This is a genomic window from Austwickia chelonae NBRC 105200 (assembly GCF_000298175.1).
In the GTDB taxonomy this organism is placed as follows: Bacteria; Actinomycetota; Actinomycetes; order Actinomycetales; family Dermatophilaceae; genus Austwickia; species Austwickia chelonae.
This window is the reverse complement of record NZ_BAGZ01000005.1, coordinates 103,344-129,800: the sequence shown is the minus strand read 5'-3', so window position 1 is coordinate 129,800 and position 26,457 is coordinate 103,344. Positions and strand designations below refer to the sequence as shown.

Genomic DNA, 26,457 nt, shown 5'->3' with positions numbered 1-26,457 from the left:
CGACGAGGAGAGCCATGAGCCGACGATTCTCAGACCGAGTCGCACTTGTCACCGGCGCCAGTCGCGGTATCGGACTGGCCATCGCTCACCGGCTCGTGAACGAAGGCGCCAAGGTATGCCTCACCGCGCGAGGGCAAGAACAGCTCGAGATCGCGATACACGAACTCGGCGGCCCCGAACATGCGCTCGGGGTCGCCGGCCGGGCCGATGACCCAGACCACCATCAGCACACCGTCGACACCATCCTCGACCGATGGGGGCGACTCGACCACCTGGTCAACAACGCCGGGATCAACCCCGCCTACGGACCCCTGACCCAACTCGACCCCCGAGCCGCCAGGAAACTCCTCGACGTCAACATCCTGGGAACCCTCGGCTGGATCCAACACACACACCGGTGCTGGATGGCCGAACACGGCGGCAGCATCGTCAACATCGCCTCCATCGCCGGTATCCGCCCCGCACCAGGAATCGCCATGTACGGCGCCAGCAAATCCGCCGTCATCCACCTCACCGAAGAATTCGCCCTCGAACTAGCCCCCACGACCAGGGTCAACGCTGTAGCTCCCGGCGTCGTCAAAACCCACTTCGCCGAAGCCCTCTACCGCGACAAGGAAGAGCACCTCAGCGCCCACTACCCCCTGGGCCGGCTCGGCGAACCCCGCGACATCAGCGGAGCAGTCGCCTTCCTCCTCTCCGACGACGCCACCTGGATCACCGGACACACCATCGTGATCGACGGTGGACTGACCCTGCGCGGTGGCGAATGAACCACCCCCCAGGGATCAACCTGGAAAGCCTCCGTACACACCTCGACCAGTACGCGCCCGACCTGCTTCCCGGTCCGCTCCATGCCGAACTGCTCACCGGAGGACGATCCAATCTCACCTACCTGGTCTCCGCCGGGACACAGACTGCCGTCCTACGCCGACCCCCGCTGGGCCACGTCCTCGACAGCGCTCACGACATGCGCAGGGAACACCGCGTCCTGACCGCGCTGAGCGCCACACCGGTCCCCGTACCCAAGACCCTCCTCCTGGTAGAGGACACCACCCCCCTAGGCGTGCCCTTCTACCTGATGGAACACATTTCAGGTACGACCTACCGCAGCGCAGCACAACTCCACGAACTCGGCCCCACCCGCACCGCGCGTATCGGAGCACAACTCCTCACCGTCCTCGCCGACCTGCACAGGATCTCCCCGTACGAGATCGGCCTCGACAGCTTCGGACGCCCCCACGGATTCTGCGCCCGACAAGTCGAACGATGGCGCCACCAATGGGAACACTCACGCACCCGCGACCTGCCCGATGCCGACGAACTCCACCACCGACTAGCCGGAACCATTCCGCCAGAACAAGCACCCGCCGTCATCCATGGCGACTACCGCCTCGACAACGTGCTCATCAATACCCAAGACCAGATCGCCGCCGTCATCGACTGGGAGATGGCCACGCTCGGCGACCCACTCACCGACCTCGGGCTCCTCGCCGTCTACCACCACCTGGCCACCATCGTCCCACCCGGAAGCCCCCTCGTCCTCGACGTGCCCCTCGCACCCGGCTACCCCGACCTCGACCACCAACTCCAGCTCTACACACAAACCAGCGGACGCCCCCTAGACCACCTCGGATGGTACGAAGCACTCGCCTTCTACAAACTCGCCGTCATCCTCGAAGGCATTCACCACCGCCACCTCGCCGGACAGACCGTCGGAGACGGATTCACCCACATCGGAGAGTACGTCGCCCCTCTGCTGGCACATGGGCTCAGCGCGCTCGCCACCCACTGACCGCCACGACAGGAACGAGGAAAGGACCCCCATGGACTTCGCCCTCGACGAAGTGACCGAAGAGTTCCACCGTCGTCTCCGTTCCTTCATGACCGACCGGATCGAGCCCGCCCGCCACACCTTCGCAACCCAACTGGCAGACAACGCAGCCCGCGGCGAACACTGGAGCTGGGACAACACACCCGTCATGCAGGAGCTCCAGGAGGAAGCTCGAGCCCGTGGACTGTGGAACCTCTTCCTCACCGGCGAACACGGCGCCGGACTGACAAACCTGCAATATGCGCCGCTCGCAGAACTGAGCGGACACGCCATCCACCTGGCACCACCCGCAATGAACTGCGCGGCACCGGACAGCGGAAATATCGACGTCCTCACCGCCTACGGCAACCCCGAACAACAAGAACGCTGGCTGATCCCACTGCTCGAAGGCCGCACCAGATCCGCCTTCGCCATGACCGAACCAGACGTTGCCAGCAGCGACGCCACCAATATCGAGACCCGCATCACCCGCCACGGCGACCGCTACCTCGTCAACGGACGTAAATGGTGGGTCACCGGAGCACTCAACCCCGGCTGCGCCTTCTTCATCGTCATGGGTAAAACCGACCCCGACGCGAAAAGACACCGCCAACAGAGCATGATCCTCGTCCCCAGAAATACCCCCGGCGTGCAGATCGTCCGCCCCTTGCACGTCCTGGGTTTCGACGACCACGAACACGGCGGACATGCAGAGATCAGCTTCACCGACGTCGAAGTACCCGCCACCCACCTCATCTCCGAAGAAGGAGACGGATTCGCCATCGCCCAAGCCAGACTCGGCCCCGGCCGCATCCACCACTGCATGCGAGCCATCGGCCTGGGCGAAATGGCACTCGAAGCCATGAGCCACAGAGCCACCAGGCGAATCACCTTCGGGAGCCCACTCGCCAGCCGCGGAACCATCCAGGACTGGATCGCCGACGCACGCGTACGACTCGAACAACTCCGGCTACTGACCCTCAAAACTGCCTGGCTCATGGACACCCGAGGCAATCACGCCGCACACACCGAGATCCAAGCCATCAAGATCGCCGTTCCCCACACGGTCCAGACCATCATCGACCGCGCCATCCAAGTCCACGGCGCAGCCGGACTCTGCCAAGACCACCCCCTCGCCGAAGCCCTGGCCGGAGTACGCAGCCTCCGGATCGCCGACGGCCCAGACGAAGTACACAAAAGCTCGCTGGCACGCCACGAGATCCGACGACACACCGGACAGGACACCAAAGAAACACCACGATCACCGTGACGCGCTATCCCACACCGCCCCGCAGATCCCTACACCGAACCGGCGGGTCCAGCCTTCACTGAAGCGACACCGGTGCAGGAACCCCGAGGAATCGAAAGCTCCCGCACCGGTGCACAACACACAATCAGCGCATCGTTCCCTCGGCGAGGAACTTACGGTGCCAGCTGTGTGCCAACGCCAGATCATGCGGCGTGTGCATCCCATTGGCGACCTTCTGCGCACGCTCGAAATACTCCTCGAGCATCGGCCTGTAATCCGGATGCGCACACTTGTCGATGATGACCCGAGCACGTTTACGCGGCGCCAGACCACGCAGATCGGCCAACCCCTGCTCGGTGACGATCACATGAGTGTCGTGCTCGGTGTGGTCGACATGGGACACGAAGGGCACGATCGCCGAAATGGCCCCACCCTTCGCCACCGACGGCGTCACAAAACAGGACAGATAGGCGTTACGCGCGAAATCACCCGAACCGCCGATACCGTTCTGCATCCGGCTACCCATGATGTGGGTGGAGTTCACATTGCCGTAGATGTCGGCCTCAATCAGCCCATTGGTGGCGATGACACCGAGTCGCCGGATCAACTCAGGATGGTTCGAGATCTCCTGCGCGCGCAGGATGATGTTCTTGCGGTACTTGGCAGCCTCGTTGTTCATCCGTTCGGCGTACTCGGGGGAGAGGCTGAACGCCGTCGCCGAGGCCACCGACACCTTGCCGGCATCGATCAAGTCAATCATGCCGTCCTGGATGACCTCGGTGTAGGAGGTCAGGTTCTCGAAAGGCGCATCCAGCAGCCCGGCGAGCACGGCATTGGCGATATTGCCGACACCGGACTGCAGGGGAAGCAGCTCCTTGGGCACCCGGCCGACCTTCACCTCGTGCATGAGGAAATCGAGTAGGTGACCGGCGATGGCCTTGCTGTCCGCGTCGAGAGGCTTGAACGCTGTGTTGCGGTCGGGGGAGTTGGTCTCCACGATCGCAACGACCTTGTCCGGGTCGACCCGAAGGTGCGGTTCACCGATGCGGTCGGCGGGGCTGGTCATCATCACCGGACGACGGCGGGGCGGAAGCGCGGTGCCGTAGTAGATGTCGTGCATGCCGTCGAGGTCGAGCGACTGCCACTCGTTGACCTCGAGGATCACCTTGTCAGCCTGGTCGATCCAGGTCTTGTTGTTGCCGATGGAAGACGCCGGGATGAGGCTGCCCTCCTCGGTGACCCCGGTGACCTCGATGACAGCGACGTCGAGCTTGCCGAAGAAACCCTCCCATACCAGCGGTGCCACATGGCTCAGATGGGCGTCGATGTAGTCCATCGTTCCGGCGTTGATCTTCGAACGGGTCACCGGGTCGGACTGGTAGGGCAGCCGCAGGTCGACACCGTCGGCCTCGGCGAGTGCCCCGTCCAGTTCCGGGGCCGTGGACGCGCCGGTCCAGACCCCGACGCGGAAGGATTCACCGTCAGCGGTCGCCTCGCGGATGCGTTGGGCGAGGGCCACCGGCACTTCCTTGGGGTACCCCGCTCCGGTGAACCCACTCATACCGACGTTGTCGCCGGGGTTGATCTTCGCGGCGGCTTCGCCGGCCGACATGACCTTCTTACGAAGCTCGGCGTGCGCGATGCGGGTGCCCATTGCTCCTCCAGGGATGTGCTGCGGACTCTGCGACGACTACGGTAGTCGCCTGCAAACAGGATGTATTGGGACCTTCGGGCATGAGACGACGAGCCGGGCCTCCACGAAGCCGACCGGCCGAGAACGACCTTCGGTCAGTCCACCGGATCGGACGTCCGCCGGGTGACCCCGACGGAGGCCATGGTCACCAGAAGCATGCCGAGAAGCTGCGTGCTCTCCAACCCCTGCCCAAGAACCAGGAACCCGGCGAGGGCCGCGGCGACCGGCTCCACGCTCAGAAGCACACCGAAGGTACGTGCATGCATCCGTCGTAGAGCCACCAGCTCGAGGGAATAAGGCAGGACGGAGGAGAGTATCGCGATGCCGAGCCCCTTGGCCAGAGCTTCTCCACCGAAGAGCGACGTCCCTTCGAGCCAGAGGCCGCTCGGGACGGTACAGAGGGCCCCTACCACCATCGCCCAAGCTAAGCCTTCCGTGCCGTGGAAACGACGTCCGGTGCGTGCGGACAACACGATGTAGACGGCCCAGGCCGCGCCCGCCGTAGCGGCCAGGAACAGGCCTGTCAGGTCGATCCGGGACCACGAGGTGGTAGCGACCCCGGATACCAGGACCACTCCGGTGGCAGCCGCAACCACTGCGAGTCCGTCCCGTAGATGTCGGGACAGAGCTGCGGCCAGGAGCAGCGGGCCGACGAACTCGACGGTCACCGCCACCCCGATCGGCAGACGGGCCAAGGAGGCGTAGAACGCGGTGTTCATCGCCGCCAGGGCCAGCCCGAAGGCCCCGACCGTGACCCAGTCCTGCCACGGATGGCCTCGCGGATCCGGGCGCACCAGGACCAACATGATCAGGGCGCCCAACCCCAACCGGATCGCCACCGCGCCGACGACACCCACCACAGGGATCAGGGTCGCGCCGAGCGCGCCACCGAACTGGACCGACAACACCGCGGCCAGGACCAGCAGAACCGGGAAGGACGAAGAGGACCGTAGCTCTGCCCAGCGTCCTCGGAGAGGAGAGATCACCCGGACATCCTGACATCGGCCACCGCTCGGCTACGGGACAGAACGTCTCCTCAACACCGTGTCCCGCGAGTCACCATCCGCATTCCCGCCAGAGACGCAGATCGTCTCGTTAAGCAGACGCGGGTCTTCCGACTCCTCCCACGCGACTAGTTGGTCATGTGATCAGCCCTCCACGCGTCGCGTGGACACGCGGCTACTCCGGCACGGTCACCAGACAGAAGGGGTGTCCCGCGGGATCGGCGAAGACACGCCACGCTTTCGGCCCGGGGTCGAGCACCTCGGTCAGAGCGGTCGCACCTGCCGTCAGGATGCGGTCTGTTGCCTCCACGAGGTTGTCCACGAGAAGATCGAAATGGCTCTGAATCTCGCCCGTGCGCCCCGGCCACTCAGGGGGCACGTAGCCGTCGACCTGATGGAACGAGAGCCGCCCGACGGGCGCCCAGTCGACCGTCAGCCACATGAACTCGCCATATGGCTCCTCCGTGTCGAGCACCTCCTTCCAGAATGCGGCCAGCCGCGGCGCGTCACCACACTCCAGGACCAACTGGGCGAGACGTCCGACGGCCACCATCACCAGCCTCGCTCACGCCACTCGCCCAGGTGCGGGCGCTCCGCGCCGAGCGTCGTGTCCTTGCCGTGCCCCGGATAGACCCAGGTGTCATCGCCGTACGCCGCGAAGATGCGCTCCTCGACGTCGTCCATCAGCATCTGGAAAACCTCCGGCGTGGGAGTCTTCCCGACACCGCCCGGGAAGAGACTGTCCCCGCTGAAGACATGAGCGCGGCCGGTGGGCTCCTGCCAGACCAAGGCGATACCCCCGGGGGTGTGTCCACGGAGCTCGACGACCTGCAGAACCTGACGGCCCAGCTCGATCTCGTCACCATGCGCCAACCGGCGATCGGGGAGCACCGGAAGAGCCTCCGCGTCATCCCGACCGGACATCGTGACGGCGCCGGTCGCCGAAGCCAACTCGGCCAACGCCCGGACATGGTCGTGGTGACGGTGCGTGGTCACGATCGTCGACAGCCGTCCAGCCCCTTCCGCGACCAACCGGAGCAACCGCTCAGGATCGTCCGCGGCATCGACCAGGAGCTGGTCGCCGGTGACGGTACAGGTCAACAGGTAGCAGTTGTTGTCAAGATCTCCGACACTGCACTTTCGGATCAGCAGCCCGGGCAGCTCCCGCAGCGCGGTGGGACCGCCAGGGGACACCTCACCGGTGTACAACGTTCCAGGCATGTTCATCGTCGATCCTCTCGTAGGGAAGGGAACAGCAGATCAGGGTGTCTCCGGCACAGGGAGCCCGTCATCGCAACGGATCCCGGCGACGACCCCCCAGGAGAGCCAGGCCAGCAGAGCATCGGCGGGGCCCCGCACCGTACGAGAGCCGTCACCGACGACGAAACGGTCGCCCTCGTCGCTGACCACGGTGAACCCCGCCGACCTGGGCGCAGCCCCGAGACGGGACACCGCCGCGGCCAACAGATCGGCGACAGCCAACGGATGCGCAGAAGCCAGCTCCCACCCGCAGCCCAGGTCCGCATGGCTCAGGACGACCTCCTGCAGCCGCATCCGAGGCAGATCCTGCGCAGACACCGGCCCGTCCACCAGCTCCAGAACCGGACTGGCCAACGGCAAGGTCAACGCCCCCAGGGCATCACCGAGGAGATCACAGGCCTCGACCAGGTCGATCTCCTGCTCCGCCGTCGACCAGGAGACACCATTCCCGTCGTCCCCTTGCCCGATCTGCTCCGACGGATCTCGGACCGTCCGGACGCCGGTACGAGCCCAGACGACCAAACGGACCAGGACCTCGGCATCCCGGGCCAGCTGCGACACCACCTGCCCCCGGGTACACCCAGATCGGCGTGACGGCCCAGCCAGATCGGCCTCGGTCAACCCGGCCACGGACTGCAGAAGAGACCTGGTCTCCAGGTCGAGCAGCTCCAGATCGGCGTAGACGTCCGAGATGCCCCCGGGTGCGGTCTTCTCCGTGTCGGTCATCACCCCATCCTGGCCCATGCACATCAGGATGACTTGTCGGACCGGCGCCCTAGCATGATCAGGTGCCCGAAAACACTTCTCCCCCCGCGCACGACCGTGACCGTCTCGTCGTACGCGGTGCCCGCGAGCACAACCTGAAGAATGTCTCGATCTCCATCCCGAGGAACGCCCTGTGCGTCTTCACCGGGCTGTCCGGGTCAGGGAAGTCCTCGCTGGCCTTCGACACGATCTTCGCCGAAGGACAACGCCGATACGTGGAATCACTCTCGGCCTATGCCCGCCAGTTCCTCGGCCAGATGGACAAACCCGATGTGGACTTCATCGAAGGCCTGTCCCCGGCGGTGTCCATCGACCAGAAATCCACGAACCGGAACCCCCGCTCCACCGCCGGAACCATCACTGAGGTATACGACTACCTCCGCCTACTCTTCGCCCGCACCGGAATCCCGCACTGTCCGATCTGCGGAGAACAGATCATGCGACAGAGCCCCCAACAGATCGTCGACAAGGTCCTCACCCTGCCCGTCCGCACCCGCTTCCAGGTCCTCGCCCCGGTGGTCCGCGGACGCAAAGGCGAATTCGTCGACCTGTTCACCGAACTCCGCAGCAAAGGCTTCTCCCGCGTACAGGTCGACGGCCAGACCCACCCCCTCGACGACGTACCCGCCTTGGAGAAACAGAAGAAACACCACATCAACGTCGTCGTCGACCGGCTCGTCGCCAAAGGCGAAGACACCTCCGCGCAAAGACGACTCACCGATTCCGTGGAAACCGCGCTCCACCTCTCCGGCGGTCTGGTCGTCATCGACCTCGTCGACGCCGGCGACGACCCCGCCGGACAGATCCCCGGCTGGAGCCGCCAACGCCGGTTCTCCGAACTGATGGCCTGCCCCAACGAACACCCCCTGTCCGTCGACGAGATCGAACCACGCACCTTCTCCTTCAACAGCCCCTACGGCGCCTGCCCCACCTGCACCGGCATCGGCACCCGCCTCGAGGTCGACCCGGAACTGCTCGTCCCCGACGAGGAACTCACCCTCCGCGAAGGAGCTATCGCACCCTGGGCCCAGGGGCGAACCATGCAGGAGTACCAGCTCCGCGTGGTCACCGCGCTCGCAGAGGAACTGTCCTTCTCCCTCGACAAGCCCTGGAAAGCGCTCCCCGAACGCGCCAAGGAAGCGCTCCTGCACGGCAGGGACTACCGGGTCCACGTGAAATACCGCAACCGCTACGGTCGTGAACGGGCCTACACCACAGGGTTCGAAGGTGCCGTCGCCATGGTGAAACGGCGACACGCCGAGACCGACTCCGACTACTCGCGGGACAAGTACGAGGCGTACATGCGCGAGACCCCCTGTCCCGACTGCCACGGAGCCAGACTCAAACCCGAAGCATTGTCCGTGCTCATCGCAGGGAAGAACATCGCCGACGTCTCAGCGATGTCCATCGCGGAATGCGCCACCTTCCTGTCCTCCCTGACCCTGACCTCCCGTGAAGCACAGATCGCCGAACGCGTCCTGAAAGAGATCGAGGCCCGACTCGGCTTCCTCCTCGACGTAGGCCTGGAATATCTCTCTCTGGACCGTCCTACCGCGACCCTCTCCGGCGGCGAGGCCCAACGCATCCGCCTGGCCACCCAGATCGGCTCCGGCCTCGTCGGAGTGCTCTACGTCCTGGACGAACCCTCCATCGGCCTGCACCAACGCGACAACCACCGACTCATCCAGACCCTGACCAGACTGCGTGACCTGGGCAACACCCTCATCGTCGTCGAACACGACGAGGACACCATCGCCGCCGCCGACTGGATCGTCGACATCGGACCCCACGCCGGCGAACACGGAGGACAGGTCGTGTACTCCGGTGACCTCCCGGGGCTCCTCACCAACCACGAATCGGTCACCGGCGCCTATCTCTCCGGGCGTAGAACCATCCGCCTACCGGCCGCCCGACGCCCGATGTCACCCGACCGGCAGGTCACCGTCCGTGGCGCTCGCCAAAACAACCTGCGTGAGGTCGACGTCAGCTTCCCCCTGGGTCTGTTCGTCGCTGTCACCGGGGTCTCCGGCTCAGGTAAGTCGACCCTGGTCAACGACATCCTCTACAACGTCATGGCCAACCGGCTCAACGGCGCCCGCCACGTCCCGGGCCGGCATCGCACCGTCACCGGCCTGGAACATCTCGACAAGGTCGTCCACGTCGACCAGAGCCCTATCGGGCGGACCCCACGCAGCAACCCGGCCACCTACACCGGAGTCTTCGACCATGTGCGAAAACTGTTCGCCGAGACCACCGAGGCCAAGATCCGCGGATATCAACCAGGACGGTTCTCCTTCAACGTCAAGGGCGGCCGGTGCGACGCCTGCTCCGGTGACGGCACCCTCAAGATCGAGATGAACTTCCTCCCGGACGTCTACGTGCCCTGCGAGGTCTGCCACGGAGCCCGCTACAACCGGGAGACCTTGGAAGTCCACTTCAAGGGTCGCACCATCGCCGACGTCCTGGACATGCCCATCGAAGAGGCCGCAGAGTTCTTCGCCGCAGTTCCCGCCATCGCCCGCCACCTGACCACGTTGAACGCGGTCGGCCTGGGATATGTCCGTCTCGGACAGAGCGCCACCACCTTGTCCGGTGGTGAGGCCCAACGGGTGAAACTCGCCTCAGAACTGCAGAAACGCTCCACCGGACGCACCATCTACGTCCTCGACGAACCCACCACGGGACTGCACTTCGACGACATCAGCAAGCTGCTGGAAGTCCTGCAGGGGCTGGTCGACAAAGGCAACACGGTGATCGTCATCGAACACAACCTCGATGTCGTCAAGAGCGCCGACTGGGTCATCGACATGGGCCCCGAAGGCGGTGACAACGGGGGCACCGTCGTCGCCGAAGGAACTCCCGAGGAGATCGTCGCCGTCGAAGCCAGCTATACGGGACATTTCCTCGCACCACTGCTCGCCGCCCACGGACCGGTCCCTGTTGCTCCACCACCGCCCACCTCCCCCGAGGGCACCTCCCGAGAAACAGCCCGACGACCCGCCACGTCCACGAAACGAGCCGGCGGATCCGCCGCCCGCCGGGCACGGAACGCCTAGAGCGCCACACCATCGGCTCGACCACGAACAGAAGGAATGGAACATGACCGCCACCGGTTCCCACACCGCCCCCGTCCTCAGCCGCCGTGACATGCTCCGGGCCGGAACGACCCTTACCATCGCCGGAGCGACCGTCACCCTCCTGACCGGATGCGGCGACAAAGGCGGACCCTCCGCCAACACACCCCCCAGCGCGCCCCGTTCACTTTCGCCCGCCGCCACCCAGAAGATCACCGACGCGGTGAAAAGCAACAAGGTCGACGTCGGAAAGGCAGCAGTCCTCGGCGAAGGCGTCATCCTCGCCCAACCCGAGGCCGGGAGCTACGTCGTCTTCAGCGACATCTGCCCCCACCAAGGAGCCAGGATCACCGACATCTCCAGCCGCGGAAACCTACGCTGTGCCCTCCACGGCAGCGAATTCGACCCCAAAGACGGAAAAGTCAAAGTCGGCCCCGCGAGCACCGGCCTGACCCCCGCAAAAGCCACCGTCGACGGAGACAAAGTCACCCTGGCCTGACCCGACCAGCACACACCCCCAGACGTACCCCTCGTCGTACGCTGTGCCTCGTGGCCGACCCATCGACATACCGACCGCGCCCCGGCGAGATCCCCACCGACCCCGGGGTCTACCGCTTCCGCGACGACAACGGGCAGGTCATCTACGTCGGCAAGGCCAAGAACCTCCGCGCCCGACTCTCCTCCTACTTCCAGGACCTGACCCGGCTCCACCCACGCACCCGACGCATGGTCTGCACCGGAGCCGCCGTCGAATGGACAACGGTGACGACCGAGGTCGAAGCGCTACAACTGGAATACAGCTGGATCAAGGAATTCGACCCCCGATTCAACGTCAAATACCGGGACGACAAGTCCTACCCCTATCTCGCCGTCTCCATGTCGGACGAATTCCCCCGCGCACACGTCTTCCGCGGAGCCAAGAAACCAGGCACCCGCTATTTCGGCCCCTACGCCCACGTCTGGGCCCTACGAGAAACCCTCGACGAACTCCTCCGCGTCTTCCCCGTCCGGACATGCACCGCCACCGTCTTCCGCCGAGCCCACCTGTCCGGACGTCCGTGCCTGCTCGGCTACATCGACAAATGCACCGCACCCTGCGTAGGCCGGATCAACGCCTCCGACCACCGTGCCGTCGCCGCGGACCTGTGTTCCTTCCTCGCCGGCGACACCGGACGTTTCGTCCGCGAACTCGAGAAACAGATGCACGCCGCTGCCACAGACCTACGCTTCGAAGAAGCCGCCCGACTCCGAGACCGACGAACCGCGCTGCAGAAAACGATGGAACGATCCGCCGTGGTTCTCCCCGACGCCACAGACGCCGACGTCTTCGGTTTCGCCGGAGACGAACTCGAAGCCTCCGTCCAGGTCTTCCACGTCAGAGGAGGCCGTATCAGAGGCCAACGAGGATGGATCACCGAACGGGAAGACGAGGACAACCCCGCACTCATCGGGCACCTCCTGCAACAGATCTACGGCGGCGAATCCGGCGAATCCGTACCCCGCGAAGTCCTCGTCCCCGACCTCCCAGAACCCCCCGCCGTCTTCGAGGACTGGCTCTCCCGACTCAGAGGCGGACGGGTGACACTCCGGTCCCCACGCCGAGGAGACAAAGCCACCCTGACCGCCACCGTGACCCGCAACGCAGAACAAGCCCTGGCCAGACACAAGGTCACCCGCTCCGGCGATCTCACCGCACGTGGACAAGCCCTCGCCGAACTCCAGGAAGCACTCGGACTGGACACCGCGCCCCTGCGCATCGAATGCTTCGACGTCTCCCACATCCAAGGCACCGACGTCGTGGCCTCGATGGTCGTCTTCGAAGACGGCCTACCCCGCAAGAACGAATACCGCAGGTTCATCGTCCACGGCGAAGGACCCACCGGACGCAATGACGACACCGCAGCCATGCACGAGGTCCTCACCCGACGTTTCCGCCGCCCCCCACAGGACGGCCGCCCCGAGAACACCGAGGCATCCTCGAAGATCGATCCGGACACCGGACGTCCACGCCGCTTCGCCTATGCCCCGCACCTCGTCGTAGTCGACGGGGGAGCACCCCAGGTCAACGCGGCACACCGTGCGCTCGCCGACGCGGGGGTCGTCGACCTGCCGGTCGTCGGCCTGGCCAAACGACTCGAGGAGATCTGGCTGCCCGGTGAAGAGTTCCCGGTGGTGCTTCCTCGGCACAGCGACGGGCTCTTCCTGTTGCAACGGGTCCGGGACGAAGCCCACCGTTTCGCGATCACCTTCCACCGTAAACGCCGCTCGAAAAGCATGACCGCCAGTGACCTCGACGATATCCCCGGCCTGGGCCCGGCCCGGCGCCAGGCGCTCCTGGACGCCTTCGGTACCGTCCGTGCCCTGCGCGAGGCAACTCCGGAGGAGCTGTCGACCGCACCCGGGATAGGTCCTGCCCTGGCCAGGACGGTGTCCGAGCATCTGAGATCAGCCGAGCGGACACGAGTTCCTCCGATTCATGCAGAAACCGGTGAGATCCTGGAGTGAACACAACGGGAGGGGACCACATGACCGACTCGACGAAGACCCGACCGGACGCTCCACCGGCGCCGGTCGACGAACACTCTGCGGAGTTGGAACTGACGATCGTCACCGGGATGAGCGGCGCCGGACGTTCGACGGCCGCGCACGCCCTGGAGGACCTCGGCTGGTATGTCGTCGACAACCTGCCCGCGTCGATGCTCCCTCAGCTGGCACAGCTCAGCGCAGGCCCCACATCCACCGTGACCAGGCTCGCTGCCGTGGTCGACGCCCGTTCACGAGGGTTCTTCAACGACTTCCAGGAGGCACTCTCCTCCTTGCGGTCGATGGGGATGCAACCTCGGGTCATCTTCATCGACGCGAACGACGAGTCCCTGATCCGTCGCTTCGAGAGCGTGCGCCGCCCCCACCCTCTCCAGGGGGACGGCCGGCTGCTGGACGGTATCCAGGCCGAGCGGGACAAACTGGCGGACCTCCGCGCAGACTCCGACCTGGTGGTCGACACCTCAGGCCTGAACGTCCACCAGCTCTCGGCGAAGGTCCGCGACGTGATGGGAGGCACCAGCAGCACCCGGCTGCGGATCGCGCTGGTCTCCTTCGGGTTCAAATACGGCGTCCCCCTGGACGCGGACCTCGTCTTCGACATGCGCTTCCTGCCCAATCCGTACTGGATCCCCGAGCTCCGCAGCTCGACAGGACGGGACGAAGCCGTCGCCTCCTATGTCATGTCCCAACCGTGTGCGCTGGAGTTCGTGGACCGTCTGGTCTCCCTCATGGAACCGATGCTGGCGGGCTATCTCCACGAAGGACGCCGGTACATCACCGTCGCCATCGGGTGCACCGGAGGTAAACACCGTTCGGTCGCCGTCGCCGAAAGACTGGCCCTCCGCTTGCACACCCCGGAGATCGCCACCATTCTCTTCCATCGTGACCTCGGACGGGAATGACATGCCAGGACGGCCATCTGTCGTCGCCTTGGGAGGAGGACATGGGCTAGCAGCCTCTCTCGCCGCGCTACGCCACGTATCGGACGACATCACCGCGGTGGTGACCGTCGCAGACGACGGCGGCTCCAGCGGCCGCCTCCGAAGCGAATACGACATCCCCCCGCCCGGTGACCTCCGCATGGCCTTGGCCGCACTGTGCGACGACTCGGCCTGGGGACAGCTGTGGGGCGACGTCCTGCAACACCGCTTCGAGGGCAACGGACCCCTGGGCGGACACGCCGTGGGCAACCTGCTGATCGTCGCGCTCTGGGACCTACTCGGCGACACCGTCCAAGGCCTCGACGTGGTGGCCCGACTCCTCAACGCCCGAGGGCGGGTCCTGCCCATGGCCGCCACCCCACTGGCCATCTCCGCCCACGTCCGAGGACTCGACCCCGACACCCCGAACGGCATCGTCACGGTCCACGGCCAGGCCGCCGTCGCCAAGACCCGCGGCAAGGTCCTCGACATCAGCCTCGAACCCGCCGACCCCCCGGCCCACCCCGAAGCGGTCACCGCGGTCCACGACGCCGAGTGGGTCGTCCTCGGCCCGGGATCCTGGTTCACCTCCGTCATGCCCCACCTCCTCGTCCCCGACCTCGCCCGAGCCCTCACCGACACCTCGGCCCACCGGCTACTCACCCTGAACGTGGAAATGAACACCACCGAGACCCAAGGCTTCACCGCGGCCCGCCACCTGGAGGTCCTGGCCTCCTACGCGCCCGACCTCCGACTCGACGTCGTCCTGGCCGACCCCCGGGTCATCGACGACCGAGACCGGGTCGAGTCGGCAGCAGCAGCGCTCGGTGCCGAACTGGTCGTCGCCGGAGTCGCCGCCACCGACCGCCCCTCCGTCCACGACGTCCTCCGACTGGCGGCGGCCTACCGCGATGTCTTCGGAGGGTAACTCCCGATCCGGGATCTCGGACCGAAGGTCCCTGTTGCAGTGGCACTATGGACGGCATGGCCATGACCGCGAATGTCAAGGACGAACTGAGCCGCCTGCCGGTGACCAAACCCAGCTGCCGCAAGGCCGAGGTCTCGGCGATACTGCGCTTCGCCGGAGGACTACACCTCATCGCCGGCCGCATCGTGGTCGAGGCGGAACTCGACACCGCATCCGCGGCACGCCGACTCCGCAAGGACATCACCGAGGTCTACGGACACACCTCTGAACTCGTCGTCGTCTCCGAATCCGGTCTCCGCAAAGGCAACCGCTATGTCGTCCGCGTAGACGCCGACGGCGAAGCACTCGCCCGCCAGAGCGGACTCGTCGACCAACGAGGACGACCGGTCCGCGGCCTCCCGCCCCGTGTCGTCAACGGCGCCGCATCCGACGCCGAAGCCGCCTGGCGCGGAGCCTTTCTCGCACACGGCTCCCTCACCGAACCCGGCCGATCCAGCTCCTTGGAAGTCACCTGCCCCGGCCCTGAGGCTGCGCTCGCCCTGGTGGGTGCAGCACGCAGACTGGGTATTCAGGCCAAGGCCCGTGAGGTGCGCGGGGTGGACCGAGTGGTGATCCGGGACGGCGATGCCATCGGTGCGATCCTCACCCGGATGGGCGCCCATGACGCGGTCCTGGCCTGGGAAGAGCGTCGGATGCGGCGTGAGGTCCGGGCGACGGCGAACCGATTGGCCAATTTCGACGACGCGAACCTGCGCCGATCGGCTCGAGCCGCGGTGACCGCGGGTGCGCGGGTCAACCGGGCTTTGGAGATCCTCGGTGAGGAGGTTCCCGACCATCTGCGTGAGGCGGGGCAGCTCCGGCTCGACCACAAACAGGCCAGTCTCGAGGAGTTGGGTTCGCTGGCTCAACCGCCGATGACCAAGGATGCTGTCGCCGGTCGGATCCGACGGCTCCTGGCCATGGCAGACAAGCGGGCCGCGGAGTTGGGGATCCCCGGCACCGAAGCAGGTCTCTCAGAAGAGCTTTTGGATGCCTGATCCCTTGTCCCAGAACGAAATCAGACAGCTATCACCTGACGGGAACGGCCGACTCCCCAGCGTCCTCCGATGACAGTTCGGCGCACCGAACGCCGATGTGGGCCTTACGTCCCGGCCCCCGAGGTGTGAACTCCCGCAGGAAACCGTTAGGGTCGGTGGTGTCGTACGACGGCGTATCGGCTCGACGTCCACTGTCTGAGCGCCATAGACGCCCTCCATGGATGGACGCCAGGCCCCTCGCCGGACCGTGAAAGGCACACCAGGAAGGCAAGAACGTGACTGTTCGCGTTGGTATCAATGGCTTTGGCCGTATTGGCCGCAACTTCTTCCGCGCTGTCGTGGCGTCCGGCGCGGACATCGAGATCGTGGCGGTCAACGACCTGACCGACAACAAGACGCTGGCACACCTGCTCAAGTACGACTCGATCCTGGGACGTTTCCCCGGTGAGGTCACCTTCGACGAGACCTCCATCACCGTGGACGGCAAGAAGATCCTCGCCTTCGAAGAGCGCGACCCGGCTCAGCTGCCCTGGGGCACCAACAACGTCGACATCGTGATCGAGTCGACCGGTTTCTTCACCGACGCCACCAAGGCCAAGGCCCACATCGAGGCCGGCGCCAAGAAGGTCATCATCTCCGCTCCCGCGAAGAACGAAGACCTCACCGTGGTCATGGGTGTCAACGAGGACCAGTACGACGGTTCCCAGACGATCATCTCCAATGCCTCCTGCACCACCAACTGCCTCGCGCCGATGGCCAAGGTGCTCAACGACGGTCTGGGCATCGTCAAGGGGCTCATGACCACCATCCACGCGTACACGCAGGACCAGAACCTGCAGGACGGCCCGCACAAGGACCTGCGTCGCAGCCGCGCCGCCGCCCTGAACATGGTGCCGACCACCACCGGCGCCGCCAAGGCGGTCGCCCTGGTTCTGCCTGAGCTGAAGGGCAAGCTCGACGGTTACGCGATGCGCGTGCCCACGCCCACCGGCTCCGCGACCGACCTCACCTTCGAAGCGTCTCGCGAGACCACTGTCGAAGAGGTCAACGCCCTCATCAAGGCCGCCGCCGAGAGCGGACGCCTCCAGGGCATCCTGAAGTACACCGAGGACCCGATCGTCTCCAAGGACATCGAGACCGACCCCGCAGCCTGCATCTTTGACGCCCAGCTGACCAAGGTCATCGGGAACCAGGTCAAGGTCGTCGGGTGGTACGACAACGAGTGGGGCTACAGCAACCAGCTCGTTAACCTCACCTCGCTGGTCGCCAGCAAGCTCTGATCACGCGACTGCGCTGAACGACCCCGTGCGCCGGGCGGCCCCCCGGCCACCCGGCGCACGGGCGTATTCCCACGACATCTACCGCCCTTTCGCGAGGAGAACCATGAAGACCACGGAGGACCTGCTCCGGCAGGACCTGCACGGCAAACGCGTGCTCGTCCGCAGCGACCTGAACGTCCCGCTCGACGACGCCAAGAACATCACGGACGACGGGCGCCTGCGCGCATCCGTGCCGACGATCAAGGCTCTGGCCTCTGCTGGTGCCGCCGTCGTCGTCGTCGCTCACCTGGGCCGTCCCAAAGGTGCGCCCGAGGCGAAGTACTCCTTGGCTCCCGTCGTGGACCGTTTCTCCGAGCTGCTCGGCACCACTGTTCGCTTCGCCACCGACACGGTGGGCGAATCGGCGAAGAAGGCCGTCGCCGACCTCCAGGACGGTGAGATCGCGCTCCTGGAGAACCTGCGTTTCAACGCGGGGGAGACCAGCAAGGACGAATCCGAGCGGGGCGCCTTCGCCGACGAGCTCGCGGCCTTCGCGGACTTCTTCGTCTCCGACGGATTCGGTGTGGTGCATCGCAAACAGGCCAGCGTCTACGACGTGGCGACCCGGCTGCCGCACTTCGCCGGCGGGCTCGTGGGCACCGAGGTCGAGGTCCTGAAGCGTCTGACCCAGGAGCCCAAGCGACCCTATGCCGTCGTACTGGGCGGCGCGAAGGTAGCCGACAAGCTGGCTGTCATCGCCAATCTGATGAAGACCGCCGACCGGCTCATCATCGGTGGCGGTATGGCCTACACCTTCCTCAAGGCGAAGGGCTACGAGGTCGGGACGTCCTTGTTGGACCCGGAGAAGGTCGAGACCTGCGCGGCTTATCTCGCCGAGGCCGAGGCCAAGGGTGTGGAGATCGTGCTGCCGATCGACACGGTGATCGCGCCGGAGTTCTCCGACCAGGTCGAGACGAAGATCGTCTCCTCCGATGAGATCCCCGCGGACTGGATGGGCCTGGATATCGGTCCGAAGTCCCGAGAACTGTTCGCGAGCAAGATCGTCGACTGCAAGACGGTTTTCTGGAACGGCCCGATGGGGGCGTTCGAGATGGCGCCTTACTCCGGCGGAACCAAGGCTGTGGGGCAAGCGCTGGTCGATGCAACGGCATCCGGGGCGTTGACCGTGGTCGGCGGGGGCGACTCCGCTGCCGCAGTGCGCCAGCTTGGCTTCACCGACGACCAGTTCGGTCACATCTCCACCGGCGGTGGAGCAAGCCTTGAGTACCTGGAGGGGAAGACCCTCCCCGGCATCGAGATCCTGGAGAGCTGAACAGTGACGACCCGTACCCCGCTGATGGCGGGCAACTGGAAGATGAACCTCGACCACCTGCAGGCGACGCATCTGGTGCAGAAGCTGGACTGGTCGTTGAAGGACGCCAAGCACGACTTCACCGAGGTGGAAGTCGCGGTCTGCCCGCCGTTCACCGACCTGCGTACCGTGCAGACCCTGGTGGAGGGTGACAAACTCGAGCTGCGTTATGGCGCGCAGGACATCTCTCGGCACACCGAGGGCGCTTACACCGGTGAGATCTCCGGTCCGATGCTGTCCAAGCTGGGATGCACCTACGTCATCATCGGGCACAGCGAACGTCGTGAGTACCACGGCGAGTCCGACGAGCTGCTCAATGCGAAGGTGAAGGCGGCCTACGAGCACGGGCTCACGCCGATCCTGTGCTGCGGCGAGGGCCTCGACGTCCGGAAGGCCGGCGGCCAGGTCGCCCACGTCCTGACCCAGATCGAAGCCGATCTGCAGGGTGTTCCCGCTGAGCAGGCTGCTTCGATCGTGGTGGCTTACGAACCCATCTGGGCGATCGGCACCGGCGAGGTCGCCACGCCCGAGGACGCCCAGGAGGTCTGTGGCGCCATTCGGGTGAAGCTCGCCGAGTTGTACGGCCAGGAGATCGCCGATGGGATCCGTGTGCTCTACGGAGGTTCGGTCAAGTCCGGCAATGTGAGCGCCATCATGGCCAAACCGGATGTGGACGGCGCATTGGTCGGCGGGGCTTCGCTGCAGCCGGAAGAATTCGCGGCGATCTGCGGGTTCGAGGCCGCGAAGAACTGACTCAGGACCTGCAGGTCCTCGCATGTCGGCAGGTCCGGGACGGCTCACCAAAGCGTGTCGCCGCCTCGGGCCGGCCGACCGGGTCGGCGAGGGCAGGAGCGTCCGGTAAGCTCTGCAGCGGTCGGGGTATTCCCCGAGACAAGTTCTCCGTGCTAAGGACAAGGTGGCGCACGAGTGGATGTTTTGAAGATCGCGCTCCAGGTCTTCCTGGTGTTGGGTTGCATCTTCCTGACCTTCCTGATCCTCTTGCATAAGGGCAAAGGTGGAGGAATGTCCGACATGTTCGGTGGTGGTTTCTCCAACACCATGGGCGGATCCTCCGTTGCCGAGCGGAACCTCAACCGGATCACCATCGCTATCGCCCTGATGTGGTTCGTCTGCATCGTGGGGCTCGGACTTCTGGAACGTTTCAAAGGCTGATCCGTCCTTGTCCGGCGCTGCCTCCGACGGGGCTGTGCCGGACATTTTTCTTGAGGAGCTCCGATGACCGGTGCCAGTGCGATTCGCGGTAGCAGAATCGGTGCAGGGCCCATGGGGGAGAGCGAAAGAGGGGAATCCGCGCCACGGGTCGATGTGACCTACTGGTGTGCCAACGGACACGAGACCCGACTCAGTTTCTCTGCCGAAGCAGAATCCAACACCCCCGCTACCTGGGACTGCCCCCGATGCGGTTTCCCAGCAGGGCAGGACCGGGAGTGTCCCCCGGACGCCTTAAGACATGCGCCGTACAAGACCCACCTGGCCTATGTGAAGGAAAGGCGTACTGACGCCGACGGGGAAGCGATCTTGGCAGAGGCCCTCGGAGCGCTGCGCAAGCGCACGACCGGCAGCTGATCGTACTTTTCGATACGGCTGGGGCCGGGGACCATCTTGATGGTCCCCGGCCCCAGCCGTTTTTGAATATCGCAGATCAGCTCTCGGCCGCCCCCTTGACCAGGGGAAGACCTTTCACCAAGGACTCTTCGTAGACCTCGTCCGGGTCCAACCGGGCAAGCTCGTCGGCGAGACATTCCTCGTCGGTCCGTCGGGCCAGGGCGATCCGACGCACTGGTTGTCCGGGCTGGGAGAGCACCGCCACCAGTCCGTCCGGGCGGGTCAGTTCCAACGCGCCGCTTTCCCGTTCCAGGACGACCGACAGCAGGCCTGCGCCAGGAGCGGCTCGTTCGCGGGTCACCGAGCATTCCAGACGATGGGCCAGCCAGCCTGCGATCAGGTCCGTGGACGCGGAATCCTCTCCACCGCAGACGGTGACATGGATGACCGGCTCGAAAGGCGGCTGTTCCAGAGCGGCCGCGAGGACACCCCTCCACCTGGTGACCCTGGTCCAGGCCAGATCGGTATCACCGGCGGCATATGTTCTCGGACGGGCGAAGATCGCCTTCAACGGGTCGGAGGAATGCTCCGCGTCGGTGATCCGGCGGCGGGCCAGAGCTCCGACCGGATCCTGTGCCGGATTCTTCGGAGCATTCTGCGGCCACCAGGCCACGACCGGTGAATCCGGGAGCAGGAAGGGCAGTACCACAGATTCGGCGTGGCCGTTCACTTCCCCGAACAGCCTCAGGACGACGATCTCCGAAGCCCCGGCGTCACCACCGACCCTGATCTGTCCGTCGATCCTGTTCTTGCCCCGTCGGGTGCTGTTGACCACACAGACGATCCGACTGGGATGTTGGTGGGTCGCCTGAGTCGCGACGCGCAGAGTCTCTTCGGCATGTTCATCGTCCACGACGATGACCAGGGTCAATACCCTGCTCAACGCCATCGCGCCGGTGTCCTCACGTAGCCCCTGCAGCCGGGAGGACAGGGCCCCGACGGTGGTACCAGGCAGATCCACAATCATGGCATCCTCCAGACGCGGCCGTCACGGGACAGCATGTCGTGCGCACTCTGCGGGCCCCACTGCCCCGCCGGGTACGTCTGTGGCCGTTCGGGGGAGAGCGCCCAAGCCCGGGTCACCGGGTCGAGGATCTGCCAGGACAGTTCGACCTCCTCGTGTCGGGGGAACAACGGCGGGTCACCCAACAACACGTCGAGGATCAACCGTTCGTAGGCTTCCGGGCTGGACTCGGTGAAGGAGCGTCCGTATCCGAAATCCATGGAGACCTCCCGGACCTCCATCTGCGCTCCGGGTACCTTCGCACCGAAACGCATGGTCACTCCCTCGTCGGGCTGGACCCGGATGACGATCGCATTCTGTCCGAGCTCCTCGGCATCGGTCTCGTCGAAAGGTAGATGCGGTGCTCTCTTGAAGACCAGGGCGATCTCGGTGACCCGTTTGGCCAGTCTCTTCCCGGTGCGCAGGTAGAAAGGCACCCCTGCCCACCGCCGAGTCTCCACAACGAGTTTCAACGCGGCAAAGGTCTCGGTCGTCGAGTTCACGTCGACACCGTGTTCATCGGCATAGCTCCCCACCGGGACACCGCCCTGCCAGCCCGCGCCATAACGTCCGCGAGCCGTAGCCTGTTCCACCGGGCCGGCGAGCCTGACCGCGGAGAGGACCTTCTCCTTCTCGGCGCGCAGATGATGCGCTGCGAAGGAGATCGGCTCCTCCATCGCGGTCAAGGCCAACAGCTGCAGCAGATGGTTCTGGATGACATCCCTCGCCGCGCCGATCCCGTCGTAGTAACCGGCACGTCCTCCGATCCCGATGTCCTCCGCCATGGTGATCTGCACATGGTCGATGTGGTTGCTGTTCCAGATCGGTTCGAACAGTTCGTTGGCGAAACGCAGGGCCAACAAGTTCTGGACGGTTTCCTTCCCCAGGTAGTGGTCGATCCGGAAGACCGAGTCGGCGGGGAAGACGTCCTCCACGATCTCGTTCAGTATCCGGGCGCTGGCGAGGTCGTCGCCGAAAGGTTTCTCGATGATCACCCGGCGCCAGGCATCCTCCCTGGAGGACGCCAGCCCAGAACGCTGCAGCTGTTGACACACCGGACCGAAATAAGACGGAGGGATCGACAGGTAGAAGGCGTGATTGCCTCCGGTGCCACGTTGCTCGTCGAGCTCCTTCACGGTGGCGCTGAGCCGGTCGAAAGCGTCGTCGTCGTCGAAGGCTCCCGAGACGAAACGAACACCTTCGAGGAGCTGACGCCACACCTCCTCTCGGAAGGCGGTGCGAGCATGGGCCCGCACCGCCTCGTGCACGACAGCGGCGAAGTCCTCGTCGCGCCAGTCCCGCCGACCGAAACCCACCAGTGAGAATCCTGGCGGCAACAACCCTCGGTTCGCGAGATCGTAGATCGCCGGGAGGAGCTTCTTACGGGCGAGGTCACCGGTCACCCCGAACATCACCATCGCACACGGGCCGGCGATCCGTGGGAGACGCTTGTCCCGCGTATCCCGCAACGGATTGACACCGGGAGTGATCTGAGCAGGACTCATTCAGTCACGCACTTTCCTGAGCTCGGACTCCACCGAGGACAACAGCTCGGACCAGGAGTCCTCGAACTTCACCAAGCCCTCGGTCTCCAACTTCTCCACGACCTCGGTGTACGAGATCCCCAGCCGTTCCAGATCGTCCAGGACCGTTGCTGCGGACTCGACCGAATCGGTCATCACGTCACCGAGGATCTCGGCGTGGTCGGCCACCGCAGCCAATGTCGCCCGAGGCATCGTGTTCACCGTCCCCGGTGCCACCAACCCGGTCACGTACATCGTGTCCGGATAGGAGGGATCCTTCACCCCGGTGGAAGCCCACAACGGGCGTTGGGGGCGGGCCCCGTCATCGGCGAGATTCGCCCACCGGGGCGTACTGAAGGTTTCCGCATAAGCCTGATAGGCCAGACAGGCGTTGCCGATACCCGCTCTGCCCCGCAGAGCCGCAGCCTCCGAGGAACCCAATTCGTCCAACCGCGCGTCGATGTCACTGTCGACGCGGCTGATGAAGAAGGACGCCACCGAATGGATGCGGTCCAACGGACGCCCCGCCTGACGGGCCTGCTCCAGACCCGTCAGGTAGGCGTTCATGACCGCCCGATAACGATCCAGCGAGAAGATCAAGGTGACATTCACATCGATGCCCTCGGCGATGAGTGTCGAGATGGCCGGCAACCCCTCGACCGTCGCCGGGACCTTGATCATCACATTCGGTCGGTCCACGACGGACCACAACCGGCGAGCCATATCCACCGTCGCCGCCGTGTCCCGGGCCAGACGGGGGTCGACCTCGATCGACACCCGCCCGTCCTGCCCTTGCGTCCGGTCGTACACCGGACGCAGCGCATCGCAAGCCTGCCGGACGTCATCGGTCGTGATCACCAATACCGCCTCGTCGACGCCCACGCCTTCACCGGCGAGCTCAACGAGCTGGGAGGCGTAAGCGTCCCCGTCTCTGAGCGCGCCAGCGAAGATCGTCGGATTCGTGGTGACACCGACCACGCCCTGGTCGTCCACGAGCGAAGCCAGCTCACCCGAGGTGATCATCGCCCGGTTCAGGTCGTCGAGCCAGACGGACACGCCTTCACCGGCGAGCCGCTCCAGCCGTGGGTTCTGCGTCATCTGGCCCCTTCCACAGCGGACATGGTCTGCTTGGCGGCGGCGACGACACGCTCCGCCGTGAACCCGTACTCCTCGAACAGTTTCGCACCTGAAGCAGACTCGCCGAAGTGGTCGATGCTCAGGATGACCCCGGCGTCGCCGACGAACTCCCGCCACTGGCCGGAGTGCGCGGCCTCGACGGCAACCCGTGCGCGGACGCCGGAGGGCAGCACCGACTCACGGTATTCCTCGCTCTGAGCGGCGAACCACTCCCAGCACGGCATCGAGACCACTCGGGCACGGATCCCCTCGCCGGACAAGGTCTCGTAGGCGGACAGCGCCAACTGCACCTCCGATCCGGTGGCCATCAGGACGACCTGGGGCTCGCCCTCGCAGTCGGCCAGGACGTAGGCGCCCTTGGCGACACCTTCGGCAGAGGCATAACGCTCCCGGTCGACCGTGGGTACCGCCTGTCGTGTCAACAGGATCGCCTTGGGGTTCTCCCAACTGCGCAGGATCGTCCGCCATGCCACAGCGGTCTCGTTGGCGTCGGCAGGTCGGACGACCTCGAGGTTCGGGATGAGCCGCAGGCTGGGGATGTGCTCGATCGGCTGATGGGTGGGCCCGTCCTCACCCAGACCGACAGAATCATGTGTCCACACGAACACCGCAGGCATCTTCTGCAGCGCGGCCAATCGCACGGCCGGACGCATGAAGTCGGAGAACGTCAGGAAGGTCCCACCATAAGGACGGGTCAAACCCTCCAAAGCGATCCCGTTGAGGATCATGCCCATCGCGTTCTCCCGGATCCCGAAGTGCAAGGTGCGCCCGTACGGGCCGCCCTGCCATGAACGGGTCTGGTGCTCAGCCGGGACAAAACTCGGCTGCCCATCCATCGTCGTGTTGTTCGACTCGGCGAGATCGGCCGAACCACCCCACAACTCCGGCATGACCTCGGCCAGCGCCGACAGGACCTTCCCGGACGCGGCACGGGTCGCGATCCCCTTGGCATCCGCGGGGAAGACCGGGAACGCCTCCTCGAAACCTTCAGGCGTCTCGTGAGCGAGAACCCGGTCGAGCAACGCCGCCCGCTGCGGGTTCGCCGCCCGCCACGCCTCGAAGCGGGAATCCCACTGCGCCCGCTCGGCCCGGGCCCGGACCGCCAAACCCTCCCGGGTGTGAGCGATCACGGCGTCGTCCACCGCGAAGTCGGCGTCGGGGTCGAAACCGAGCAGCTTCTTCGTGGCCCGGATCTCCTCGGCGCCCAATGCGGCACCGTGCGACTTCCCGGTGTCCTGCAGAGTCGGCGCAGGCCAGGCAATCACCGTGTCGAGGATGACGATCGTGGGTTTGTCGGCCACCCGACGGCCCTCCTCGATCGCCGCGTGCAGGGCGTCGACGTCCTCGACATAGGCCTCACCCCCCGGGCCCTGACGCCAGTCGACATGACGGACGTCCCACCCATAGGACGTGAACCGGCCGGCGACGTCCTCGCTGAAGGAGATGTCGGTACGATCCTCGATCGAGATGTAATTCGAGTCGTACACCAACGTCAGATTGCCCAACTGCTGATGCCCCGCCAACGAACAGGCCTCGGAGGCCACACCCTCCTGAAGACACCCGTCACCGGCGACGACGTACACATGATGATCGAAAGGGCTCTCCCCGACCGGCGACTCAGGATCGAAGATCCCACGCTGACGACGCTGAGCCATCGCCATCCCGACCGCACTGGCCAACCCCGAACCCAACGGCCCCGTGGTGATCTCCACACCCGTGGTGTGATGCACCTCCGGATGCCCCGGAGTCTTGCTCCGCCACGTCCGCAAAGCCTTCAGATCATCCAACTCCAGACCGATACCGGCCAGATACAACTGAACGTACTGGGTAAGGCTCGAATGCCCATTCGACAGGACAAACCGGTCCCTGCCCAACCACATCGGATCAGCCGGGTCCAACTTCATGACGTTCTGGTAGAGCAGATAGGCCACCGGCGCCAAACTCATCGCGGTACCGGGATGCCCGTTACCGACCTTCTGCACCGCGTCGGCAGCCAGGATGCGCGCGGTGTCCACGGCCCGGACATCGAGATCACTCCAACCGACCGACTCCGCCACAGGGGCGGCAAGGGACTGGTCACGAAGGGCGAAGGGGCGTAGCTGAGACACTGGTTCTCCTCACTGGGCGAGATCACAGGCGGACCTGCGGGCGCACTCGTCGGCGCTGTTCGGCGTACCGGGCAGCACTGACCGGAACATCCACACTCGAGCGTACCCATCACTGAAGACACTGGAAATCAGGGGTTCGGAGCAC

23 protein-coding genes are annotated in these 26,457 nt (G+C 65.4%); 14 read left to right on the top strand and 9 right to left on the bottom strand.

Features of this window, described 5'->3' with window-relative positions:
- The first annotated feature begins 14 nt into the window (after positions 1–14).
- Genes AUCHE_RS03890 through AUCHE_RS03880 form a run of 3 tightly spaced genes read left to right on the top strand, consistent with a single transcriptional unit; the run spans position 15 to position 3,080 of the window.
- Complete coding sequence (locus tag AUCHE_RS03890) at positions 15–770, top strand: SDR family oxidoreductase (protein ID WP_006501972.1); 756 nt, start codon at positions 15–17, stop codon at positions 768–770.
- Complete coding sequence (locus AUCHE_RS03885; RefSeq protein ID WP_006501971.1) at positions 767–1,792, top strand: phosphotransferase family protein; 1,026 nt, start codon at positions 767–769, stop codon at positions 1,790–1,792. Before AUCHE_RS03890 ends, AUCHE_RS03885 begins: the two co-directional genes overlap by 4 nt.
- 31 nt (positions 1,793–1,823) lie before the next feature.
- A complete protein-coding gene (locus AUCHE_RS03880) occupies positions 1,824–3,080 on the top strand; it encodes an acyl-CoA dehydrogenase family protein (protein WP_006501970.1) in 1,257 nt (418 codons plus the stop codon).
- 124 nt (positions 3,081–3,204) lie between these two features.
- On the opposite strand, the gene AUCHE_RS03875 is transcribed toward AUCHE_RS03880, so the two are convergent.
- The 5 genes from AUCHE_RS03875 to AUCHE_RS03855 form a co-directional block, all read right to left on the bottom strand.
- Positions 3,205–4,713, bottom strand: a complete 1,509-nt coding sequence (locus AUCHE_RS03875) for an acetyl-CoA hydrolase/transferase family protein (protein WP_006501969.1) — start codon at positions 4,711–4,713, stop codon at positions 3,205–3,207.
- Positions 4,714–4,847: 134 nt separating this feature from the next.
- The gene (locus AUCHE_RS03870; protein WP_006501968.1) at positions 4,848–5,738 is read right to left on the bottom strand and encodes an EamA family transporter; all 891 of its coding nucleotides are present in this window, start codon (positions 5,736–5,738) and stop codon (positions 4,848–4,850) included.
- Positions 5,739–5,931: 193 nt separating this feature from the next.
- Complete coding sequence (locus tag AUCHE_RS03865) at positions 5,932–6,309, bottom strand: VOC family protein (protein WP_006501967.1); 378 nt, start codon at positions 6,307–6,309, stop codon at positions 5,932–5,934.
- Positions 6,309–6,983 (bottom strand): MBL fold metallo-hydrolase, encoded by a 675-nt coding sequence (locus tag AUCHE_RS03860; protein WP_006501966.1) that lies wholly within the window; start codon positions 6,981–6,983, stop codon positions 6,309–6,311. The genes AUCHE_RS03865 and AUCHE_RS03860 overlap by 1 nt, the downstream gene beginning before the upstream one ends.
- A 33-nt stretch (positions 6,984–7,016) precedes the next feature.
- Entirely contained in the window at positions 7,017–7,742 is a 726-nt protein-coding gene (locus AUCHE_RS03855) for a maleylpyruvate isomerase N-terminal domain-containing protein (protein ID WP_006501965.1), read from the bottom strand.
- Positions 7,743–7,804: 62 nt separating this feature from the next.
- Between AUCHE_RS03855 and uvrA the strand changes: the two genes are divergently transcribed.
- The 11 genes from uvrA (at position 7,805) to AUCHE_RS16090 (ending at position 20,502) form a co-directional block, all read left to right on the top strand.
- On the top strand, positions 7,805–10,837 hold the full coding sequence (gene uvrA / locus AUCHE_RS03850; RefSeq protein ID WP_006501964.1) for an excinuclease ABC subunit UvrA: 3,033 nt from the start codon (positions 7,805–7,807) through the stop codon (positions 10,835–10,837).
- A 43-nt stretch (positions 10,838–10,880) separates the two neighbouring features.
- Positions 10,881–11,354 carry a Rieske (2Fe-2S) protein gene (locus AUCHE_RS15495; RefSeq protein WP_006501963.1) on the top strand — a complete coding sequence of 158 codons (474 nt, stop codon included), beginning with the start codon at positions 10,881–10,883 and terminating at the stop codon, positions 11,352–11,354.
- Between the two features lie 50 nt (positions 11,355–11,404).
- Positions 11,405–13,360, top strand: a complete 1,956-nt coding sequence (gene uvrC / locus AUCHE_RS03840) for an excinuclease ABC subunit UvrC (protein WP_006501962.1) — start codon at positions 11,405–11,407, stop codon at positions 13,358–13,360.
- A 20-nt stretch (positions 13,361–13,380) separates the two neighbouring features.
- Positions 13,381–14,301, top strand: a complete 921-nt coding sequence (gene rapZ, locus AUCHE_RS03835) for an RNase adapter RapZ (RefSeq protein ID WP_006501961.1) — start codon at positions 13,381–13,383, stop codon at positions 14,299–14,301.
- Position 14,302: 1 nt separating this feature from the next.
- Positions 14,303–15,247, top strand: a complete 945-nt coding sequence (locus AUCHE_RS03830; protein ID WP_006501960.1) for a gluconeogenesis factor YvcK family protein — start codon at positions 14,303–14,305, stop codon at positions 15,245–15,247.
- 56 nt (positions 15,248–15,303) lie between these two features.
- Positions 15,304–16,284 (top strand): DNA-binding protein WhiA, encoded by a 981-nt coding sequence (gene whiA, locus AUCHE_RS03825; RefSeq protein WP_006501959.1) that lies wholly within the window; start codon positions 15,304–15,306, stop codon positions 16,282–16,284.
- Between the two features lie 275 nt (positions 16,285–16,559).
- The gene (gap, locus tag AUCHE_RS03820; RefSeq protein ID WP_006501958.1) at positions 16,560–17,564 is read left to right on the top strand and encodes a type I glyceraldehyde-3-phosphate dehydrogenase; all 1,005 of its coding nucleotides are present in this window, start codon (positions 16,560–16,562) and stop codon (positions 17,562–17,564) included.
- 103 nt (positions 17,565–17,667) lie between these two features.
- Complete coding sequence (locus AUCHE_RS03815) at positions 17,668–18,876, top strand: phosphoglycerate kinase (RefSeq protein ID WP_006501957.1); 1,209 nt, start codon at positions 17,668–17,670, stop codon at positions 18,874–18,876.
- A gap of 3 nt (positions 18,877–18,879) precedes the next feature.
- Positions 18,880–19,668 carry a triose-phosphate isomerase gene (gene tpiA / locus AUCHE_RS03810; RefSeq protein ID WP_006501956.1) on the top strand — a complete coding sequence of 263 codons (789 nt, stop codon included), beginning with the start codon at positions 18,880–18,882 and terminating at the stop codon, positions 19,666–19,668.
- Between the two features lie 174 nt (positions 19,669–19,842).
- Positions 19,843–20,088 carry a preprotein translocase subunit SecG gene (gene secG / locus AUCHE_RS03805; protein WP_006501955.1) on the top strand — a complete coding sequence of 82 codons (246 nt, stop codon included), beginning with the start codon at positions 19,843–19,845 and terminating at the stop codon, positions 20,086–20,088.
- Between the two features lie 63 nt (positions 20,089–20,151).
- On the top strand, positions 20,152–20,502 hold the full coding sequence (locus tag AUCHE_RS16090) for an RNA polymerase-binding protein RbpA (protein WP_006501954.1): 351 nt from the start codon (positions 20,152–20,154) through the stop codon (positions 20,500–20,502).
- 76 nt (positions 20,503–20,578) lie between these two features.
- On the opposite strand, the gene AUCHE_RS03800 is transcribed toward AUCHE_RS16090, so the two are convergent.
- Genes AUCHE_RS03800 through tkt form a run of 4 tightly spaced genes read right to left on the bottom strand, consistent with a single transcriptional unit; the run spans position 20,579 to position 26,312 of the window.
- Positions 20,579–21,508, bottom strand: coding sequence for a glucose-6-phosphate dehydrogenase assembly protein OpcA (locus AUCHE_RS03800; RefSeq protein WP_006501953.1), 930 nt, complete (start codon positions 21,506–21,508; stop codon positions 20,579–20,581).
- Positions 21,505–23,049 carry a glucose-6-phosphate dehydrogenase gene (zwf, locus tag AUCHE_RS03795; protein WP_006501952.1) on the bottom strand — a complete coding sequence of 515 codons (1,545 nt, stop codon included), beginning with the start codon at positions 23,047–23,049 and terminating at the stop codon, positions 21,505–21,507. The genes AUCHE_RS03800 and zwf overlap by 4 nt, the downstream gene beginning before the upstream one ends.
- Positions 23,050–24,165 (bottom strand): transaldolase, encoded by a 1,116-nt coding sequence (tal, locus tag AUCHE_RS03790; RefSeq protein WP_006501951.1) that lies wholly within the window; start codon positions 24,163–24,165, stop codon positions 23,050–23,052. It abuts the gene before it with no gap.
- A complete protein-coding gene (tkt, locus tag AUCHE_RS03785) occupies positions 24,162–26,312 on the bottom strand; it encodes a transketolase (protein WP_006501950.1) in 2,151 nt (716 codons plus the stop codon). Before tkt ends, tal begins: the two co-directional genes overlap by 4 nt.
- Between the last annotated feature and the right edge of the window lie 145 nt (positions 26,313–26,457).